General features: G+C 31.7%; 2 protein-coding genes and 1 pseudogene. All 3 read right to left on the bottom strand.

The window, feature by feature from the left end; genetic code table 11:
- The coding region (locus tag CQA53_RS13415; protein WP_245945902.1) for a lipase family protein at window positions 1-1542 on the bottom strand (1542 nt) is incomplete at its 3' end.
- A complete protein-coding gene (locus tag CQA53_RS10765; protein WP_115543948.1) occupies window positions 1543-2139 on the bottom strand; it encodes a hypothetical protein in 597 nt (198 codons plus the stop codon).
- A gap of 41 nt (window positions 2140-2180) precedes the next feature.
- A pseudogene (locus CQA53_RS12625) lies at window positions 2181-2639 on the bottom strand (hypothetical protein); the annotation flags it as partial.

Genomic DNA, 2639 nt, shown 5'->3' with positions numbered 1-2639 from the left:
ATTACAATACGCTATACACTCATATAAACTTTTATCTTTGACTTTGTTATGATTAGAATCTAATTCTAAAAGATAGGAGTAGAGGTAGAGAGTTTGAGTGAGGGGGATAATGGAGTGTTTATTACCAAATCCATTCAATCCAATTTGGATTGTAAGATGATGTGCTGGTATTTTTATTCCTAAACCACCAATCGTATCATAGCTTCCATCTGCTCCTTGTGAGAGGGAGTGAAAGCATTGCTCTGTTTTAAGCGTTTCGTCTATATAACAATTCTTTTTTCTTAGTGATTGAAATTGACTGATAAGCTTTCCATAAGGGATCCTTAAATCATAGCTTAATACGACAAGCTTAGATTCTGATATTTGAGCTTGTGTTGTGGTGTGGCTAAAAGCATACGCATAATACACATAGAAGGTTTTACCTTGATATATCTTAATCTTATCTTGCAATGTATCATAGAGTTGCTTTGCATACTCTCTCATACTATTAGGGGAGAATACTTTTCTTATATAGGTATATTTTGATTCTTCTAAAGTTATTGCTTCTTGGTCTGTGCGTAAGAAATAAGGAATAGTATTTTTAAGTTTCTGTGTGGCACTATCTCCTCTATCTATAATCTCTAATAATCCCCTACTATTTGTTTGATAGCTTTTTATGTGCTTCAATAACTCATTATTCATTTCTAGCATACCACAATATAATTCTTTGTCTTTTCCTATATCAAGCATTGCATAAGGCTCTATATTGGTCTTGGATTGAAATAAACTTGTGATATATTCTGCAGATTTTTTTGTCCCATACAAATATAGAAATATTGCAAAGGCATTTGTTTTTATATTATCCCATATCTTTGCTGTCATATCATTAAAGATACCCGGAGCATTATAAGTATAGACTTCATTTACTAATTCATCATAGCTTAAAGCACACATTTGAGCTAAGAATCCTCCTAAAGAATGCCCTACTATCATCATTTTAGGATACGATTGAGATGATGTATCATAGATTCTAGGTTTAATCTTTGTCTCTACAAAGTGTATCAAATCAAAGTATTGCTCTGGGATTTGGTTTGTCCCAAGTAAGAAATTGGTATAGAAATCATTTAGCATTGCTTTTATCTTATCACTACTCATCTCTGTGCCTCTAAAGGCTAAGATATAATTGATATATCCATAGTCAGCAGTATAACTTATCTCTTTAGATTCTGTATTCTTTTGTTTGCGTTTTTCTCCAAATAATGTGGCGGAGAAGCCTGAATCTGTATTGGGTTGATGAAGTAATAAATCGTAGCGTTCAAAAAAGCGTTTAGCTTGAAATGGGGAGAAGTCGCCACTAAATAAAGAGTTATATTCTATGTTGAGAATATCTGTGTAGGTGGGTATTCTTTTATTATCTTTAATAAATTCATCTAATTTTTTCTTATCCTTATTCCACCAACCTTCAGGTTTATAATCTTTGTCTGCTAGATGAAAATATCCATAAGCACCACAAGCTAATTCCGCATAGTCCCTTAATTTCTGTATTTGTTCTTTATTGCTCATTTAATCTCCTTTTTCAAAAATATTACAAGTTTCTCGGTATGGTTTGAATACAAGCTCATAAGAAGACATACCTTTTGTTGTGAGATATTTTCTTTTGGTATCCCATATTAACGCAAATTCTATTTTCATAAGATGTCTCTTATCTATTTTATGTTCAAATAATAGATGAGCTATATACTTAATCCTAGATTTCTGTATCTTATAAGAATATAAATATTTTTCATTATTTTCATCATAATCAAGATATTCTGGTGTTAATAAGGTTGAGTTTTTTTCAATACTTTCCCAATCTAGCGTATCTAAACTTGTATCAAAATACTTTAAAACCTTATTATAATATTCCTCATCTATCTTACCACCATTAAACTGATATATTTCAGGGTCTAGCTTACATATATTTTTAAATTCCCAAAAACTAGGCTCTAAATAATATGAATAAGGTGTGTAATAAAAAGTAATTAATCCTATACCGCCGATAAATACTAGAATCTTAGAGATTTTCTTCTTCGATTTAAATGCTTTTCTATAGATAAGCCACCATATAAAATATGAGAGAGTAAAGACAATGAGGAGAAAAAAGATTATTACAAATAGCATTGCGATTCCTTTGAGGGTTTAGGTTTTATACGATTAGCCATCTACACCACCTCTTTAGATTCTGAAAGATAAGATTCTACAATATGATTGGTAATATTCTTATTGGGAATGTCTTTAGATGTAAAGCTTTTACCTTTCTTACTCTTTAATTGCACTCTACCATTATGAGGACATTTAAGTTCATTATCTTCTAGTATAGGACAGAGGAATGCAGTGGAGATAGATTCTTTATTGTCATTGCGAGAAGCGTTAGCTTCGTGGCAATCTATCTCTTGTTTTATTATCTCTTTAGATTCAGAGCTATTACATTTTAGCTTGATATGTAGGCTAGAGTGAATAAGAGAATAATGAAGTATTGTAAGTGTAGAGGAGTGAAGGAATACTTGGAGGGTGGAAGTGCCTATGTGGGTAGAATTGTTGTTTGTGGATTGCTTAGAATCTTTGTTTGTGGATTGCTTCGTCATTTCATTCCTCGCAATGACAGAATCTATATCCTCTCC

It is taken from the genome of Helicobacter didelphidarum (assembly GCF_003364195.1).
Taxonomy (GTDB): domain Bacteria; phylum Campylobacterota; class Campylobacteria; order Campylobacterales; family Helicobacteraceae; genus Helicobacter_A; species Helicobacter_A didelphidarum.
The sequence above is the reverse complement of the archived record's forward strand: the minus strand, read 5'-3'. Positions and strand labels throughout refer to the sequence as shown.